Origin of the sequence: Paenibacillus hodogayensis, from assembly GCF_039536325.1 — a bacterium.
GTDB lineage: Bacteria > Bacillota > Bacilli > Paenibacillales > NBRC-103111 > Paenibacillus_AB > Paenibacillus_AB hodogayensis.
This window is the reverse complement of the sequence record NZ_BAAAYO010000002.1, coordinates 751,971-769,463: the sequence shown is the minus strand read 5'-3', so window position 1 is coordinate 769,463 and position 17,493 is coordinate 751,971. Positions and strand designations below refer to the sequence as shown.

The 17,493-nt window shown below is 58.0% G+C and carries 13 protein-coding genes; 9 read left to right on the top strand and 4 right to left on the bottom strand.

Translation table 11 applies throughout. The annotated features are described in order from the left end of the window. Positions 1–36: 36 nt before the first annotated feature. The gene (locus ABD796_RS08830) at positions 37–1,098 is read right to left on the bottom strand and encodes a carbohydrate deacetylase (protein ID WP_344906023.1); all 1,062 of its coding nucleotides are present in this window, start codon (positions 1,096–1,098) and stop codon (positions 37–39) included. Positions 1,099–1,366: 268 nt separating this feature from the next. Between ABD796_RS08830 and ABD796_RS08825 the strand changes: the two genes are divergently transcribed. Together ABD796_RS08825 and ABD796_RS08820 are read left to right on the top strand one after the other, a co-directional pair. Next, positions 1,367–1,567 carry a cold-shock protein gene (locus tag ABD796_RS08825; RefSeq protein ID WP_138879127.1) on the top strand — a complete coding sequence of 67 codons (201 nt, stop codon included), beginning with the start codon at positions 1,367–1,369 and terminating at the stop codon, positions 1,565–1,567. A 216-nt stretch (positions 1,568–1,783) separates the two neighbouring features. Then, complete coding sequence (locus tag ABD796_RS08820; protein ID WP_344906016.1) at positions 1,784–2,017, top strand: cold-shock protein; 234 nt, start codon at positions 1,784–1,786, stop codon at positions 2,015–2,017. A gap of 94 nt (positions 2,018–2,111) precedes the next feature. On the opposite strand, the gene ABD796_RS08815 is transcribed toward ABD796_RS08820, so the two are convergent. Continuing rightward, positions 2,112–2,504: a hypothetical protein gene (locus tag ABD796_RS08815; protein WP_344906013.1), complete on the bottom strand. Its 393-nt coding sequence runs from the start codon at positions 2,502–2,504 to the stop codon at positions 2,112–2,114. A 204-nt stretch (positions 2,505–2,708) separates the two neighbouring features. On the opposite strand from ABD796_RS08815, the gene ABD796_RS08810 reads away from it, so the two are divergent. From ABD796_RS08810 to ABD796_RS08800, 3 genes are all read left to right on the top strand, one after another. After that, positions 2,709–3,659: a ring-cleaving dioxygenase gene (locus tag ABD796_RS08810; protein ID WP_344906010.1), complete on the top strand. Its 951-nt coding sequence runs from the start codon at positions 2,709–2,711 to the stop codon at positions 3,657–3,659. Continuing rightward, complete coding sequence (locus ABD796_RS08805) at positions 3,656–4,273, top strand: alpha/beta hydrolase (protein WP_344906007.1); 618 nt, start codon at positions 3,656–3,658, stop codon at positions 4,271–4,273. Before ABD796_RS08810 ends, ABD796_RS08805 begins: the two co-directional genes overlap by 4 nt. Before the next feature lie 262 nt (positions 4,274–4,535). Then, complete coding sequence (locus ABD796_RS08800) at positions 4,536–5,924, top strand: ABC transporter substrate-binding protein (protein WP_344906004.1); 1,389 nt, start codon at positions 4,536–4,538, stop codon at positions 5,922–5,924. A 44-nt stretch (positions 5,925–5,968) separates the two neighbouring features. On the opposite strand, the gene ABD796_RS08795 is transcribed toward ABD796_RS08800, so the two are convergent. After that, the gene (locus ABD796_RS08795; RefSeq protein ID WP_344906001.1) at positions 5,969–6,937 is read right to left on the bottom strand and encodes a helix-turn-helix domain-containing protein; all 969 of its coding nucleotides are present in this window, start codon (positions 6,935–6,937) and stop codon (positions 5,969–5,971) included. Positions 6,938–7,037: 100 nt separating this feature from the next. Here ABD796_RS08795 and ABD796_RS08790 point away from each other — a divergent pair, with 100 nt between their 5' ends. Continuing rightward, positions 7,038–10,832: a heparinase II/III domain-containing protein gene (locus ABD796_RS08790; protein ID WP_344905998.1), complete on the top strand. Its 3,795-nt coding sequence runs from the start codon at positions 7,038–7,040 to the stop codon at positions 10,830–10,832. Further along, positions 10,829–12,595 carry a glycosyl hydrolase family 28-related protein gene (locus ABD796_RS08785; RefSeq protein ID WP_344905995.1) on the top strand — a complete coding sequence of 589 codons (1,767 nt, stop codon included), beginning with the start codon at positions 10,829–10,831 and terminating at the stop codon, positions 12,593–12,595. The genes ABD796_RS08790 and ABD796_RS08785 overlap by 4 nt, the downstream gene beginning before the upstream one ends. Before the next feature lie 135 nt (positions 12,596–12,730). Here ABD796_RS08785 and ABD796_RS08780 read toward each other — a convergent pair whose 3' ends face one another. Beyond that, the gene (locus ABD796_RS08780) at positions 12,731–14,158 is read right to left on the bottom strand and encodes an MFS transporter (protein ID WP_344905992.1); all 1,428 of its coding nucleotides are present in this window, start codon (positions 14,156–14,158) and stop codon (positions 12,731–12,733) included. A 328-nt stretch (positions 14,159–14,486) separates the two neighbouring features. Here ABD796_RS08780 and ABD796_RS08775 point away from each other — a divergent pair, with 328 nt between their 5' ends. After that, positions 14,487–15,062, top strand: coding sequence for a TetR/AcrR family transcriptional regulator (locus ABD796_RS08775; protein ID WP_344905989.1), 576 nt, complete (start codon positions 14,487–14,489; stop codon positions 15,060–15,062). A gap of 80 nt (positions 15,063–15,142) precedes the next feature. Then, positions 15,143–17,377, top strand: coding sequence for a YhgE/Pip family protein (locus tag ABD796_RS08770; protein WP_344905986.1), 2,235 nt, complete (start codon positions 15,143–15,145; stop codon positions 17,375–17,377). The last annotated feature ends 116 nt before the right edge of the window (positions 17,378–17,493 follow it).

Sequence of the window (17,493 nt, the reverse complement as noted above, 5' to 3'; positions counted from 1 at the left end):
CTGACCTCGGAGTGGTTATTTGAAGCCTATGAGCGGTCAGCGGCGAACGCTTCTGTCGGCAGATGGTTTCCTCCTGCCGGCACGGGAGCGGTGCGGCTTTCGACGGCCCGGCGAGAGGGGCGGACGGTTTTTTTGAAGCGGCCGGAAGCTTTTTCCGGCGCGGCGCTTCCGGCTTGAGCGCTTGGAGCGCTTGCGTTTGGACGTTCGCGCGAAGCGAAGGTGACGGCTCGCAGCCTTATCTGGCGAGACTGGCGGTAGGTTGATATCGTCCGCGGAAGTGCCGCTGGCTGTCGATTCATCGACGAAGGAGACGGCGGCGTTAGTTTCCGGCGAATCGGCCTCGGCGGTCGCTTGCCGTTCCGAGGGAAGCTGGCCGAAGTGAATGAGCGCGACAGACGGATGCCTTGCCGCCTCGAGCACTCTCGGATCGGTCAGAGCTCCAAGCTCCGTGCTCTGCTCCGCTTGCCACGCAAAGCGGGAAGGCATGCGGGTATCAGGTGCGCTCGGATGGCACATGATTTCCGTACATCCTTCGGGCAGCGATTGCAGATGGGCGAGCAGCCGTTCCACTCCATCGATCGTATCGAAGGTGTCCAGAATAAGAAAATCCGTTGTGCGAGGATCCTCTGGATCGCGTTCGGCCCACGGATGCAGCCGTACGGGAATGCGATGAAGGCGTCCCAGCTTCCTCATCGCCGAATGGACGGCCGGAACTTCGAGATGGATATGGTGATGGGAGTCCAGATGGGTGGGAAGCAAACCGGCCGACGTCAGCTTGCCGTATTGCAGCCCCAGTTCCCGTTCGATTTCGTCCTCCCGCCATTCGCGGCGCCGATCCGAGAATGTCCCGTCCGGATTGACGAGCGAAGCTACCGTCTCCTTCGGGGAAAGCGCCTTGCCGATCGTCAGGTTGACATGGAGACCGACGCCGAGGGTCGGGATTTTCCGGGCCAGCGCGACGGCATGTAGGAAGCCGGGCATATTGGGCAGCAGCGACGTGCTGGAGACGAGGCCGCGGGTATGGGCAATCCGGATCGCTTCATTGACGCGGTCCGATAAGCCAAAATCGTCTGCGTTTACGATCACATAACGGGTCAAAGCGATCTCTCCTCCATGAATGCTTCCTTATTCTATGCGCATGCCATCGGCCCGGACAGGACGAATGACGGTATGCCGGTTGGGTCATTTTGAAATATTTGCTTTTCTCGATAAACCGTGTTATCATGTAGTTAACCATGATTGAAACCTATTCACATATTGGAAAGGGTTGCTATTGGGTGAAGTAAGTAACCTTTTCCAATATGTGAATTTTTATTTTTCTAAGCGAAAAAGAAAATCATGTAAATAACAATGTGGAGGTAATACCATGCAAACAGGAACAGTTAAATGGTTTAATGCAGAAAAAGGCTTTGGATTCATCGAAGTAGAAGGCGGAAACGACGTATTCGTACACTTCAGCGCGATTACGGGTGAAGGCTTCAAAACTTTGGACGAAGGCCAACGCGTTCAATTCAATGTGGTACAAGGCAACCGCGGACCGCAAGCTGAGAACGTAGTAAAGCTGTAAGCCAAAAAAGAAGAGCCGCCCTTGACGTCAGTTGAGGCGGCTTTTTTTTTAACTTCCGCAGTAACTTGATTTCGCTGAATAGCCGGTGGTCTGGCGATCGACGAGCCAATGTTTTTCCGGTTGAAGTGATGGAAACGGGCTCGGCTGCATATGCTAGATGGGACAGGGCTATTTTTGGCTGTTTTGGGTAAAACTGTGTAAGGGAGGGGCTCATCTATGTATTCAAGGAAAAAGCAGGTTGAGGAAGTTCCCGAAGAACTGACAGCCATTTGGCTGTGCGCGAAAGACGGTTGCAACGGCTGGATGAGAGACAACTTCTCGTTCGAGGAAGCGCCAACCTGTCGGCAGTGCGCGTCTCCTATGCAACGCGGTACAAGGATGCTCCCCTTACTGGTCAACACAAACAGCGACCAGAAGTCGTTGAAAAAGGGTGTAAAAATCGGCGATTAACACCGTCGCCAAGCAGAAAAAGAGCCTTCCCCGGTCAGCCGGAAGAGGGCTCTTTTTCGTTTGCCCCGGTAGGGGGGGGAGGAACGGCTTGCCGTCAAAGGTTGCCGTACACGCTGTCGGCGATCATCAGCCGCAGCTCGGCCTTGTGGGCTTCGTATTGATGGGCAGGCAGGCTGCCGCTCTCGTACCGTCGGTCCAATTGCTCGGACAATTGGGCGACCTGAAGGTCGATCAGCTGCTGCACGTCTCTCTGATTGGCGTCGGCGATATCCGCCAGACTCCGTCCGTCGTACAAAGCGTCGTATACTTCTTCATCGGAGCTGACGCCCAAGGCGAGATGAAATTCATCCAGGGCGTTCGAGCAGGACGGGCGGTCCAGCGAAGGCGCTCCAGGGCTTTGGGCATAAGCTTTATGTTCTTGCATCATGGAGCTGAAGGAGATGACGAGCGCCATTGTGCTGACGATAATAAATTGTTTGGGATTCATGCGATACATCCTCTACTTTCGCCATAAATAAGTCTCTCTTGTTTATACGGGCGAGTCGCAAATAAGTTACAAAAAAACTTTTGGCGAATATGTGCCAACGATTAGGGTATTGCCAAATTGCACATTTCGGTGTATATTTATCTTAAATTAAAGATAATACAAATTAAGATTAATCCGGATGCGGAACGAATGGAGGACTTTCAGATGACGATGAAAACGGCAGGTATTCATCATATTACTGCTTTTGTAACGGACGCGCAGCGCAACGTCGATTTTTATGCCGGGGTTCTCGGTCTTAGGCTGGTGAAGAAGACGATCAATTTCGATGCCCCGGAGGTGTACCATCTGTACTTCGGCAACGAATCGGGCAGCCCGGGCACGGCCATCACCTTCTTCCCGTGGGCGGGGGGACGCAAGGGCAAAATCGGGGGAGGTCAAGTCGGCGTTACGGTGTATGCCGTGCCTGTCGGTTCCTTTGAATTTTGGCAGGACCGGCTGAACCGGCTCGGAATCGCTTCGACCCGCACGGAACGGTTCGGCGAGTCGTTCATCCGCTTCGCCGATTGGGACGGTCTGGCAATCGAACTGGTCGAGCGCGAGCTGGGAACGCCGAGCCGTTGGTCGTTCGGCGGAGTTCCGGCCGATATGGCGATCAAAGGCTTCGGCGGAGCCGTGCTGAACAGCTTCGCCCCGGAGCGTACGATGCACGTGCTCGAATCGGTTATGGGGTTGGAGCGCGAAGGCCGGGAAGGGGAGCTTGTCCGCTTCCGCGCTTCCGGCGAGCTGGGCAATGTCATCGATGTGAATCATACCCCGATGGGGTGGGGCATCGGCGGAGCCGGGACCGTTCACCATATCGCCTGGCGGGCCAAGGACGAGGCCGAGCATCGCAGCTGGCGGGAGCATATTGTGCGGAGCGGGTTCGAGCCGACGCCGGTGATCGATCGGCAATACTTTAACGCTATTTATTTTCGCGAGGAAGGAGGCATTTTATTCGAGATCGCCTCGGATACGCCCGGATTCGCTCATGACGAACCGTTCGAGACGTTGGGCGAGAAACTGATGCTGCCCCATTGGCTGGAAGACCGGCGAGACGAAGTGGCGCAGGGCTTGCCGCCGATTCAAGTCCGGGAACTGGAGGGAGATACGCAATGAAGCACGTATTCAAGCAAGGAATCGTCGATGCGCCAACGCTGCTGCTGCTGCACGGAACCGGCGGGACGGAGCGCGATTTGCTGCCGCTCGCCGAGGCGCTGGCGCCGCAAGCTTCCGTTCTCGGCTTGCGGGGGAATGTGCTGGAGAACGGGATGCCGCGGTTTTTTCGTCGGTTGGCCGAGGGGGTGTTCGATGAGGAGGACCTCGTTCTCCGGACTCATGAGCTGCACGACTATGTCGGTGAAGCTGCCGCTCAATACGGCTTCGATCGCAGCCGGGTCATTGCGGTAGGCTATTCCAATGGCGCGAACATGGCGGCAAGCCTGCTGTTCCATTACAAGGACGCTCTCGCCGGCGCGGTGCTGCATCATCCGATGGTGCCGCTGCGCGGGATTGCCTTGCCGGATCTGTCGGGAACGCCGGTCTGGATCGGCGCCGGGACGAATGATCCGATCTGCGCGCCTGGCGAGACGGAGCAGCTTGAACGGCTGCTCTCCGGAGCCGGAGCTTCCGTGGAGGTGCATTGGGAGCGCCAGGGCCACCAATTGACCGGAACCGAGGTTCGGGCTGCAGCCGACTGGTTCGCCCGGCATTTTGGCGAAACGAGGACGTGAGCCGGATAGCGACGTGGATCGGATTGTGCTTTATCGGAATGACTTTCGGAAACGGGTGGAGTAGAATGGGTAGGGAACAAGCATGAAAAGGGTATGAAACAAGCATGGGGACGGAGCTGCCGGTGGCGGAGCTTCGTTTTCATGCTTGTTTCCTATGTATGCCGACGAAGAAGCAAAACTATCGGACTTTTTTGCACTGTTTTTTGCAGCGCTTTCTTCTACACTTACATCATTCAAACGATTTCCTAGAGGGGGAACACATATGACCGACACGACAGCTTCCAAACGATGGCTCGCTTTATCCGCGGCGTCTCTGCTCGCGGTATCTCTGACGGCCTGCTCCGGCTCGGGCAAAGATGAAAACGGTAACAAGGGTGCCGACGGCACCGCGCCGTCCCCGGCGCAGCAGCCGAAAACAGCGGCCAAGCTGGAGCCCAAGAAGGACTCGGTGGAGTTGGTGTTTTACTCCGCATCGGGCGATTTTGACAACGACGGGTTTATGAAGATGTTCGGCAATAAAATCAAGGAGAAGTTTCCCCATGTCACGGTCAAGTTTCTGCCTTACAACAGCGCCAACCTCATGGACAAGATGATCGCCGCCGGACAGACGCTCGATATTTTGTACTATTCCACCGGTCAGACCGGCGACCTGCTCGATTACAAGCTCCAGTACGACATCTCCGATCTGGTCAAAGGGTACGGGTTTGATCTGGAGAAGCTGGAGCCGACGGCGGTCGATTTTCAGCGCAAGCTGGCCAAGGGCGGACTGTACGGCTTGCCCGTATTCAATAACACGCTGACGCTCTTCTACAACAAAGACTTGTTCGACAAGTTCGGGGTCCCTTATCCGAAGGACGGACTGACGTGGGACGGCCTGTACGATATTGCGAAAACGATGTCGCGCGTCGACGGAGGCGAGCAGTACCACGGCTTGACGCTTTCGATGTCGCATTCGATGTTGTTGAACCAGCTTTCTTTGCCGTATATCGACGCGACGACGCAGAAGGTCAACTTCGACTCCGATACGTTCAAGAAGCTGTTCGATACTTGGACCAGTATGTATCAGATTCCCGGCAACGAGGTGGACAAGAAAACCGTCGACTTCGGCTCGCAGGTCAATATGTTCGACAAGGACAAGAAGGCGGCGATGTTCATGGGCTTGTCCGCGCTCGGCCCGTCGCGGTTCAAGGAGGCGGTCAATTGGGACGTCGCCTCGTATCCGGTGTTCGCCGACAAGCCGGGCGTCGGTCCGCAGCCTTATCCGAGCTATTTCTATGTAACGAACACAAGTAAGTACAAAGAACAGGCGTTCGAGGTCATTGCCTATTTGGCATCGGAGGAATTCCAGCTGCATTTGGCTAAAAACGGTTTGCTGCCTGCGCTGAAAAACCGCGACGAGGCGATGAAGCAATACGGCGCCGACATTCCTTATCTGAAGACGAAAAATGCCTCGGCGCTAATGCCCAAGCAGTTCGCGCCGCTCTCGATGACGACGAAGGAGCAGCTGCTGGCCAACACGAAGGCGTACAACAGCCTGCTTCCGGCCTACAATGCCGTGGTATTGAAGGAAAAAGACAAGAACACGGCGCTGCGCGAGGCGGAGGAGCAAGGGAACAAGGACATCGCGGCGTTTCTGGAGACGAAGAAATAGACCGTTGTTTAGGGCTGCCGGAATACGGCCTTGACCGCGCCGGGTCAGTCGTCCGGAGGCAGGTCGAGCAAAGGGGTGACGAGGAAGGGGTTCGCGGAGAGCGCGGTCAGGCTGGCGTCCCCTCTCCCGAAGCGCACCTGAACGGTCTTGCCGTATTCGGTCGGCTTCATGCCGCAGATTCGTTTGAACTGCTTGGAAAAATATTGCACATTATTGTATCCGAGCCGGTCGGCGATTTCGGTGACCGTGCAATTATTTTCGCGAATGAGCTTCTTGGCTTCTTCGATTTTGAGCAAATTGAAATATTCCATCAGCCCGTAGCCGGTGCTTTGCTTGAAGGAAGCGCTCAGCTGCGCTTTGCCGACGCCGAACTGGCGGCACAACGCCTCCACGGACAAGGGAGTCGACAGATGCTTGCGCATATGCCGGACGATTTCGGCGTGCAGCCGGCTGTCCCGGTTTTGCTTCAACGTGGACGTAATGCCCGCCTGTTCCGCGTCCGGCAGCGCTTGGCGGCGGATTAGGCGCAACAGCAAAATTTCCAGATAGTTTTTGACCAGCTGCTCACCGGCGAACGGGACGGCAGGCTTGCGGATAATCATGCAGTCCTGGGTCAGCAGCTCGAACGCTCCGTACGCCTCCTGAAGCAGGATGGAAATAATCTTCTTCTCGTCGTCCAGCAGGGGAAACGAGGCGTCGCGCAAGCCGTCCAGACAAGGCGAAGCGCAATCGAACGTAACGATCATGATGTTGGGCGCGTTTTTGCCGGTTGTCTGGCCCCAGTGATGGGTGTCGGGCGCATAAAGGATGATGTCGCCTTGCTTCAGCAGGCGTTCGCGTCCGTCGGTAAATACCCGGATCTCGCCTTTGTCCATATAGCACAACGTCCAGAAGTCGTTTTGCTCCTTCACGGTCGTGTAATGGGGCGGGAGTTCGAAGTAATAGTACGTATACAAATGCTCGATGGCGAGTTCCAATTGCAGCGTAAATCTGGGGTAACCGAGCGTGCTCAAGCTGGCGTCACTTCCCCGTATATCGGAATCTTCTACCTACATTATAGCGGAATTCGGGATTCGTCGCATGAGCCTAATCGGACAGGAAAGGAATGCTAGCGTGAGAAACGGGTCAGTAAAACATCCGCGCCGAACGGGGGAGGAACAAGCCGGACGGGGCGCGGTTCGCGGCGTATTGGCGGACAGATGGGCGGTCGTTCCGCTGAAGGAGGAGGCGGGCGAACGGGATGAGGGCGGCCGCAGCCGGATCGGAGACGGCTCGGCCGAGCCCGACTGGAATGCGGCGGCCTGTCTGTCGGACTTCCGCAAGCTGCGCAGCGGCAAGCCTGCCGAAGCGCGTACCGAAATTCGCATCGGTTGCGACAGCGTACATCTGTACATTCGGGTAACGGCTTTCCCTCCGGACAACGCCCCGGAGACGCCGCTCTTCGAACAGATCGACCTGATTATAAGCCCCGAGGGCGCCGAGGGACGTTTTTTCCAGCTGCCAATCCCGCTGTCCAACCGGGCGACGGACACGGAAGCCGGGCTCGCTTACGAGTTGAGATGGGATCATTTCGGACCCGAGCGGAGCCGTCTTCCGCTGCCTGAGAACGCCTGCCGCCTGACGACGCTGGCAGAAGGGGAAGAACGTATCCGTATCGCAGAGGCAGTTATTCCGTTCGCCTCCTTGACCCTTCCCGGCGGCGCGGCGTGCGGACCGGTCGGGGAATGGCGGTTCAATGCGGTTCGTTACCGCGAAGGCCCGGAGCCGGTCAGCTCGTGGGCGCCGTTATGGCGCTCGTATTACATGGACAGCGCCGTGGACGTGAAGCCGCTGGAGCGGAGAACGTATGTTGTGGCCTGCCACGCGGCCGGCGAAGGGCGGACGGGCAGCTTGTTTTTTGGTGACTTGCCGGCTGCCTCGGGGGACGAGGGGGACTGCGCCAAGCGCTCTGTCGCACCGTGGAAACCGGAAGGGGTAGAGGTTCGTTATCGATCGTTCGGGGAGAAGGAGCTGGCGCTGCCGATTCCACCCGAAACGGGGGATTCGGGCGAAGCCGATACTCGGCTTCATCTGGGGTGGCGCCACCCGGACGGAACCGGGACGACTGTCCGGGTGCTGAACTTGAGCCGGGAGGGGGATCGGTGGATAGCCCGCTTCGCCCATCCGAAGCCGGAAGGCAGCGGCGTCGTTCAGCTCCGCATTCGGCTGGAGGTGGGGAAGGACCGCGCCTATGCCGCTTTCGTCTCGTTCGAGACGGAATGCCTGATTGCCGCCGGCCATGAGCTGTACCGTCATCGCCTTGAAAGCGAGGCTGAAGAGCTGCGGGACGACGGGCAAAAGGCGAATGTGGAGCTTGTGCCTGCCTCGAAACGGGTGCGGCGGATCATGGGACTCATCCCCGATCGCGTCGGCTTTCTGTTCGCCGGAGTGCCGCACGACCCGGAAGCGCGGACCGACCGCGTCTACGCCTGGAGCGCGGATTCGCCGCAGCGGCTCGTGACGGTAAGCGACGGCGTCGAATACCCGCATCCGGATTACCCGGAGGACCGTACGCTTGTCGTCCGGAACCGGAAGGGCGAGGAGGTGATCTATCCGTACTATGAGGATGAAGCGGGAAGAAGATATTTCGTCACCGCCCACTTGTGGTACGAGCAGAAGAAATACGCTCTGGCGGCTACGCGAGATGTGGCCGCGGACGACCCGCTCGGAGCGGCGCGGCTGCTGTACGCTTGGGCTCTGGCCTATGCCGGCTATGTGCCGGTAAACGATTTTATATGGCGTAACTATCCCGTCGACCCGGCGTTGACGCCGCCGTATCCGTATTGGGGAGGCATCTTCGAGCGCTGGCACATCATGGAGCTGTACGCCATTATACCGCTGGCCGAAGCGTACGCCGCCGTTTCCCGTACGGATGCGTTCGAGAAGCTGGGCAAGGAAGTAGGGCAAGATGTCGGGCGTCTCGTCGTCGAGGAGCTGTTTCGTCCGGAGCTCGAGTACGCCGACAGCTACCCGATCATTGAAGGCAATATGGATTACGTCCATTGGCTCGGCCAGATCGCGCTGGGCAAAGCGTTGAACGAGCCCGACCTCATTCACCGGGCGACCGAGCGGATGAAGCGATTGTGCGAGCGGCGCTTTCTCGCGGACGGCCTGTGGGGCGAAGCGGCGTTCAGCTACCATGAACAGATCGCCAGCGGTCTCGCGGAATGCATGGAGGCTTTGAAAGGCTGGAGCGATCCTGCCGGATACGTCTCGCCGCGCACCGGGGAGCGTTACGACGACCTCGATATGGGGGCCCGTTTCCCTGCGCTGGAGCGCTCGCTGTCGCTTCGCCGGCAGTGGACTTATCCGGACGGACGTTACGTGCCGGTCAACGATACGTGGGCGTTCGAGCGCCATCCGGCACCGGCGGAGGACGCGCCTATGGCTCTGCTCCCGGCGGGCGGGCTGGTCAAGCTGTGCAGAGGGACGGGCGAGCGGCAGATGCAGGCCGTTCTCAACTTCTCGCCGAAATACGGCCACCACCACGCCGACCCGCTGGGGCTGCTTCTGTACGCGAAGCGTCTGGAGCTGCTGCCGGACATCGGGTACACGTATACGCGGTACCGGCTGCTGTTCAATTCCACGTTTGCCCACAATACCGTTGTGGTGGACGGCCGGGACATGTCGACGGCCGGGGCGGCCCGGCACGGAGGAAACATCCGCGCAATCTCCCCGGTGGACGAAGCGGTGCAAATCGTGCAGGCGGAGCAGGAGACGGCGTATCCGGGCATCGTCGACGCCTATTCGCGCGAGCTGTGGTCCGTCGGTTTCGACGGAAGCGATCCAGGGGAAGGCGAAGGCTACATCGTGGATTTGTTCCGTGTGGCGGGCGGCAGCCGGCACGAATATACGCTGAACGGCGCGGCCAACGAGGACTCGGCCTTCGAGACATCGATCCCTTTGTCCGACTATGGTCCTTACCTGCTGCCGCCCGGAACGCAAACGGCCGAGCCGGTGTCGGAATACGATAAGGGCCGGGCTGAGGACCATTACTACGCTTACTTGTATATGCGGGATGTGCGCCGCGGAGAGATCGCTGACGGCCGCTACGAGATGGTGATGACAACGGGCTCGGGTGCGAGGCTGCGCCTGTTCGGCTTTACCGAAGCAAGCGGCGGCGAGCTGTTTCTCGGTCGTGCCGCTTCGCTGCGGGCGACCCGTACGGGCGGCAAGCAGACGGATACGAACGACCAGCTGGACCGGCATTTTCTCCCCAAATTCGTGCTTCGGCGCGAGGGAGAGCATCTGCGCAGCACGTTTGCGAATGTTATGGAGCCTTATACGGGAGCGGCCGGACGTATCCGGAGCGTGGAACGCCCGGATATTGAAAGGGATGTCGAAGGGGACGCCGCACTAATCGTAACCTACGGCGAGACGGTCGACATCGTGCTCAGCTCGGGGGACCCCAGTCGTCCGATGCGGGTGCGGGATATGACGCTCCAAGGTCATAAGGGGTTTATCCGCCTCCGTCAAGGACGCGTTGTGCAGATGCGTCTGTTCGGAGGCAAGCTGCTGCAGATCGGCTCCACGGTATTGAGCGGCGAAGGTCCCCTGGTGGGAAGCGTGCGGGGAACCAGAAGGTCGGGTGCCGGCGACGGAGCGGACGGCTTCGTTACCGATGCCCTTGTGCCGTCGACCGCGGTAGGCTCGTTCGTCATCGTCACCCACCCCGACGGCCGATCGAGCGGCTACCGGATTACCGGCATCGCCCGCGAAGGACGGGAGACGCTGATCGCGACCGACGGCGATCCGGGCTTTGCTTTTCGCCCGGACGGCAGCTCCGCGCAAGTGTATATGCCGCATCTCGCCTGGGAGGGCGAGCATCGGTTTCGGATCGACAATTTGGAGAGGATGGATGAAGCATGAGCGACCACACGATGTCCAGAAGAAAGCTGTTAGGCACATTGGGGGCTGCCGGGGCGGCTCTGGCGGCGGGCAATTTGCTCGGCGTTCCGTACGGCAGCGCGGCCGGCTCCGTAACGGGCAGCGTATACGGCAGCAGCTTGGGCGACACCTGCTGCGATGCATGGATAAACGCAGCCGATTACGGCGTCGTAGGCGACAATGTGACCGACGATACGGCCGCCCTGCAAGCCGCGGCCGATGCCGCCCGCACGAACGGCAAGCCTCTGTTCATTCCGCAGACGATGCTGGTCAAGATTACGTCCACGGTCAATATGCGGTATATTCCGTACATCGAGTCGCTCGGTACGATCGTCTCCTATGTCGATCATACGTACGCCATCCTCGCCGGCAACGACTCGCGCAACTCCAAGACGTACCGGCTGTTCTTCGCCAGCGTGACGAAGAGCGGCACCTTGAACGCCGACGATATCGGAATCCGGCTAGTCGGGTTGAAAAACGGCAAAGTGACGGTCATGAACTGCTACTATTTGCAGTTGTTCGCCGATGCGGCCGATGTGACGATGTCCAGCATCGCTTATTCGGAATTTTACTTGGGCCGAATGATCAACACGCTAGAGCTCTACGGGGCAGCGGGATTGAGCTGGATTAACGAAAACACGTTTTACGAAGGCGCGGTCAAAAAGCTGGTTATTGACGGCGTAACCTACGCCCATAACAACAACGTATTCATCAAAACGTGCGTGGAAAGCGCGGGCTCGATCATTCAGATCAAGAAAGGCGTCCGCAACAAGTTTTACGATCTGCGCACCGAAGGCGGGACGCAGATCGAATTCGCCGCGGGCACGTACTACAATGTGCTTATCGACAACTTTATCTCGGCGCCTGGCAATACGGCCGGAGGAGCGGTCGTCACCGATAACGGGCAGGAAAACTTCGTGTTGTCCAGCATGGAAGCGCTGTACCGGATCGACGATGTCATGCGGATCGACAGGACAAGCCTTATCTATGACAATACCGCGGAGGTGAATAACGTACAGAAGGTGACCCGCAGCGGTTTTGACAAGCTGGTGGCGCAAAACTTTGCGGTCATCTACGAAACCGGCTTGATCCCGGTTCAGGACATTCGCCGGTTCAAGTTCGATTCGGACGCCAAGCTATTCCGCTTCCGGGTGTACGCTTACGACGAGAATAAAGTTTTGCTGAACGACCGGCTTTACATCAGTAATATCGGGGGCTGGACGTTGACCGGGGATTACGCCAGCTTCGGGACGAACGTCAGCACCGCGTGGGTCGTGTTTAACGATCCTGCGGTCAAATATGCCAACCTGGCCGTATACCATAACGGCCCGGGCAGCTTCGAATATGTGCGGCTGATGGCTTATTTGAAGCCGACGGCGAGCGCCCAGACGGTGGAAACGATCCGGCGCTTGCAGCAGCGGCCGCTCGTTCAGGCCGCAAAGCCGGTACGGGGACTTGCCTATGCCGGTCAGGCGGTGGCCAAAAGCGACGGCAGCGGCTTCTGGATGTGTACGGCCCGGATCGATTCTGCGCTTGCAGCGGCGGCGACATCGGGAGCGACATTGGTCGGCGTGTCGAGCGCGGCGGGCATGACGGCAGGCGATGTCGTCGCGGTACTGCTGGACGACCGCACGACGCATTGGTCGACGATCAGCGCCGTAGCCGGCAGCACGATTACGCTGACGAATGCGTTGACGGGAAGCGCCTCGGCGGGCGGAGCGGTCGCGGCGATTCGCTGGGTGTAAAAGGACGGAAGCAAGCGGCTTGCCCGGGTCTATAAAAGAAACAGCGGCAGACTAAGACTTGACAATAGAGTCTCAGACTGCCGCTGTTTTTATTGCGTTCCTATTCGGGTCTTCATCGTCAACAAGCATTTCGCGTTAGCTGTCATTTCGCAGTCCCAACGCGGCTATCCATGCAATACACACACTGGCGGCCGCAGCCAGAAATGCATCGGAATAAGGGATAGCATCCAGCCCGTACAAGGGATTCCAAGCATTCGCGGCTTCCCGACGAGCGGTTAATAATGCCCCGATCATCCCCGCTCCCACGCCTGCTCCAAGGTACAAACCACCCTGGAATATCCCCATCCCGACACCGACTTGTTCTTGGGTCAGCGCGCTTACCGCAGCGTTATTGGCAGGGGAAGTCGTAAGCGCAAAAGCGATCCCTGCGCCTAGGACCCCTAGACCAACCAAAACGGGAGATGCTCCAGAGGCATAGGTCGACAAGAATAGGGTGGATATCCCCATCACCGTCACCCCTACCATAATCAGGCGTTTCGTCCCCAATCGATCCGAGATACGACCTATGAATGGCGAAAGAATCGCCACAGCCGCACCTCCCGGCAATAGAAGCATTCCCGCCTGTCCGGGGAAAAGTCCGTGTACCTCCACGACCAGCAGCGGAACGAAAACAAGTACCGAAAAATAAGCAAACATCGAAAAAACGGCCACCATAACCGAACTCACATAAAACCTGTTTTTAAACAAGAGCGGAGGAACAAACGGATGCTCTACGGTGACAATACGCCAGACAAATCCGATCAGAGCTAAGAGAGACCCCGTCATACTGCCCAATGCAGGGAACGAGAAAAAACCGGCTGTTTCACCTTGTGTTACACCAAATAGAAGCAGCCCTGCCGTAAGTCCGAGCAGCCCTCCTCCGAGGAGATCAAATTTACGATGCTGTCTGGCCTCCAGCGCCGGTTCGATCTTCGGTAACGCACAGAGCGCTCCAATAACGATAAGGAGAGACAGTAGAAACGTAATCCAGAACAGAGACTGCCAACCTATAAGTTGCCCGATCTTTCCTCCCAATATGGGGCCACCGGCTGTTCCGACACCAATACAACCTGCTATGATGCCGAGAGCCCCTCCTTGTTTTCCCGGAGCAAAAACTTTGGAAATGGCAATGACGGAAAGGACGGGGATGGCTGACATCCCGGCACCTTGAACCATTCGGCCCAAAACCAGGACGAGAAGGTTCGGAGCGAAAGCGCAAATCAGACTTCCCAGCGACAGTATCGATACAGCGAAAGAAAACAGCTTCTTCAGCTCAAAGAAATCCGACATGCGCCCATACAGCGGAACTCCGATCGCCAGCATAAGTGCTATTCCGCTCACTACCCAGCTCACATGGGCCTCCGAGGCTTCCAATTGGTCGCTTATCAGAGGAAGTACCGGATTGACCATATCCACCGTTATAGCGGCCACGAGGACGGATAGAGCGAATACGGCCAACAAAAGCGTTGACGATCCTTGCTTTTGTAAACGTTTGGATGTTACGGACTTCATATTTGGTTTCATTGTTTTTTGCCTCCTAAAAACGATTCGTTTTATTTTTAGGAGGCAAAATCAACTGCTTTTTTCACTAAACTCCTCACCCCAACCGTATATGGATGCCAAAAGTCGCTGCATGAACGAAGCGTCTGGTATTACGCTTTTCATTGCAGCGAATTCCCCGATTTATCGTTATATTTAAAATAATAAATAATGTGGAGTAAGAGTGCAATGACATTCACTCCCTTGCGTGCTTATATTCGATTGCTCTTGTCAAATCGTTCGGCGGGTGTTACAATAACCCCTGACTAAATGACCGAAAATGAAAATTGGTCAATCGGTCGGAGGTGATGGAATGTCGGTTGATCGGCGCAAATGGATCATCGACGCGGCGGCCAAGTCGTTTGCCCTGTTCGGCTATAAAGCGACGACGATGGATCAGGTGGCGAAGATCGGAGGCGTGGGCAAAGGAACGATCTACACGTTTTTCGCCAACAAGGAAGAGCTGTTCCAGGAAATCATGAACCGGCTCGTTCAGGAAATGAAGCGGGTGGCCGAGGAGGTCGTCAACCCGGAACGCAATTTCTTCGACAATCTGCACCGGGTGCTCGACCGGGTGCTCGATTTCCGCGAGGAGCACGAGCTGGCTATCAAGCTCGCCCAGGAGGTACGGGAGATCGGCACGCCGATGGCGCAGGCCGGCATTCAGCAGATCGAGCGGGCGATCGTCGGCTACATCCAGCATCAGGTCGGCCTGGCGGTCGGCAAGGGCGAGATCAAGCCGTGCGATCCGGAGATGACCGCCTTCGTCATGCTGAAGCTGTACATGGCGTTGACCGCGGACTGGAAGAAGTCGCACGAACCGCTGCCCAAAGAGAAAGTCGCCGAGCTGCTGCGTTTTTATTTGCAGGGAGGATTGGCTCCGGATTAAACCGGAAGCCGTTTTTTTCATTATAAAATGACCAAATGACTGTTATGGTCATAAAGTTCAACTCAGGAGTGTGGACAGAGATGCTAAATGGCATGAAACAATTCGGCCGGGAGCTCGGCTCGATCGGGCGCAATTATAAAGTGCTGATCCCGGTATTGGCGGTTATTCTGATTCCGGTGCTGTATTCGGCGCTGTTCCTCGGGGCGTTCTGGGACCCGTACGGCCGCCTGAGCGATTTGCCAGTGGCGATCGTGAACAACGACAAAGGGGCGGAGTTTAACGGCAAAACGCTGCAGATCGGCAGCGACTTTACCGGCCAGCTTAAGCAGAACCCGCAGTTCGACTGGCAATTCGTCAGCAAGGAAGAGGCAGAGGCCGGTCTTACGGACAATAAGTATTACATGGCAATCGAAATACCGGAGGATTTCTCCGAGAAGACGACGACTCTTACATCAGACCGTCCGACGGCGGCCCGGCTTTCTTTTATGCCTAATGAAAGCTACAATTTCCTGGCTTCGCAGATCGGCAATTCCGCAGTAGAGAAGATGAAAGCTCTGCTCAATAAGGAAGTGACCGAGGCTTACGCCCGGACGGTATTCGGCCAAATGGAGCTGCTCGCTTCCGGCATCGGGCAAGCGAGCGACGGTGCTGGCCAACTGGCCGACGGCACGGCCAAAGCCAAGGATGGCGCGCGGCTGATCGAGCAAAATTTGAGCAAGCTGGCTGGCGGCTCCGTGTCGCTTCAGGACGGTATCGTCAAGCTGGAGGCCGGCGGCGGTCAGGTGAAGCAAGGAGCGGCGCAGCTGAGCGACGGAGCCGCTGCGCTGTCCGAAGGGTTGACCCGGCTGAATGCGGCCGGGCAAGAGCTTGGCGCAGGCGCAGCCGCGCTTGGCCACGGTGCGGAGTCGCTGCGTACCGGCTCCGCCAGTTTGAGCGGAGGCTTGGCCCGGCTCGCGGAGGGGAGCGGCCGGCTCGTGGCCGGCTCGGACCAGGCGGAGCAGGCAGCGGGTCAATTGGCCGGCGGACTCGGCCGGGCCGCAGCCGGAACGGTGAAGCTGGAGCAGGGAGCGGAGCAGCTGGAGCAGTCGCTAGCGCAGTTGGCTCAGGCGGATCCGGCTCTCGGGCAAAACGCCGAATTTCAGAAGCTGCTCGCCGCCAGCCGCCAACTGGCAGCCGGATTGGGTGAAGCGAAGCAGGCTCAGCAGCAGCTGAGCGCCGGAGCGGAACAGCTGCATACCGGCACCGTGCAGGTTAAAGAAGGCATCGCCGCGCTGAATGTCGGCATCGGGGAAGCCCGTACGGGCGGAGAGCAATTGGCCGCTGGAGGCCAGCAACTGGTTACGGGCGCCGGCCGGTGGCAAGCGGGGATGGAGCAGCTGGGCGGAAAGCTGACCGAGGCGAAGAACGGCGGAGAAGCGCTGGCAGCTGGCGCCAAGCAGTTGAACGGCGGCGCTGTCGACCTGTATCAAGGGCTGGGAAAGTTGAAGGAAAATGTCGTTCCTTTCGTGGACGGGACGGTTCAACTGGAGGGCGGCGCCAAGCAGGTAGCCGACGGCTTGCTGACCTTGGGCGACGGTTCGCGGCAACTGGCCGACCAGTTGGGCGAGGCCAAGGGCAAGACGGCCGGCTTGCAGGCAACCGACGCGATGTACGATATGTTCGCCGGTCCGATCGATCTCGATGTGGAGAAGGTCAATGAAGTGCCGAATTACGGTACGGGCTTCGCACCGTATTTCATTTCGCTCGGTCTGTATGTGGGGGCTCTGCTTCTGACGATCGTTTATTCGGTCAGAGAGCCCGCGGCGCTGCCGGCGAATGGGCGGAGCTGGTTCTGGAGCAAGGCGCTCACGCTCGTAACCGTCGGCATCGTACAGGCGCTGATCGTGGACGCAGCGCTGCTGTTCGTGTTGAGAATGGATGTGCAAAGCGTCCCGCTGTTTATCCTGTTCTCGCTCATCACCAGCGTTACGTTTATGATGCTAATTCAATTTCTCGTTACGGTGCTGCAAAACCCGGGACGATTCGTGGCCATCGTCGTGCTGATCTTCCAACTGACGAGCTCGGCAGGAACGTTCCCATTGGAACTGATACCGAACTGGCTGCAAAAGGTGACGCCTTGGCTGCCGATGACGTATTCCGTAGCCGGCTTCAAGGATGTCATCTCCAGCGGCGATACCGCTTCGATGTGGGCGAATGCCGGAGTGCTCGGCCTATTCGCGGTGCTGTTCGCCGCCTTGACGCTCCTTTACTTTGTGGTTACGCATCGTAAGCAGCACCGTCCGGCCGCACAGCCGACGACGGCGACCATGGCTTAAAGTTAAACATCAAGTCCGGTGAACAAAGTTCGCCGCGCTTCGGGGAACGCCTCCGATCGCGCGGCGGCTGCGTTCGCCGGACTTTTTGCTTGATCAATGGTTTGGCCTATGAATGG